1 protein-coding gene is annotated in these 606 nt (G+C 48.7%); it reads left to right on the forward strand.

Annotation, left to right across the window (positions count from 1 at the left end):
• Positions 1 to 188, forward strand: a 188-nt coding sequence (locus B5F27_RS17455) for a transposase domain-containing protein (RefSeq protein ID WP_144066586.1), incomplete at its 5' end; no start/stop codon positions are given.
• Between the last annotated feature and the right edge of the window lie 418 nt (positions 189 to 606).

Here is a 606-nt window from a genome sequence, read left to right on the forward strand (position 1 = left end):
GTGCCGATGCCAGTGCCTTATGTTTCAGTGTGATCGAGACAGCCAAGCGCAATGGCCTGGATCCCTTTGGTTACCTGCTGTTCCTGCTGCAGGAGCTGCCCAAACTGGGCGAAAGTCCTACCGAGGAACAACTGATTCCGCTGCTCCCCTGGGCTGAAAGCCTTCCCGAGTATTGCAAACTCAAATAATTTTAACCGATTTGAGCTCCTTATGGGAGCTCTTTTCTTTATCCCTCACGGGGGATTATGGAGCGCTTACTTTTAATATTGTGCGAATTCTTGCAGTCTTTGAAATATAGTCCCTGGCCTGTGCAGATGGCTCACCGCGGCCGATTTTTGCATTGCTGACGGATAACGTTGTTGGACGGCTCGCATGACTTCTGTGCGATTTCGCAAAAGACTGACATTCTTTGTATAGAATATCTAAATATTTCCTGTCATATTGTGGATAATTTCCAATGTTTGTGGGAACTATTGCGAGAAAGAGTCGTGTATGATTGCAAAAATCGGACGCTGAGCGACACCTGCACGGAGTTTTAGCGACACCCTGCCGGAGAGCCAGCGACACCTCACCGCCCTAAAGCGACACCCCTGTGGCACATATAAA

This window comes from Faecalibacterium sp. An192 (assembly GCF_002160175.1).
GTDB lineage: Bacteria > Bacillota > Clostridia > Oscillospirales > Ruminococcaceae > Faecalibacterium.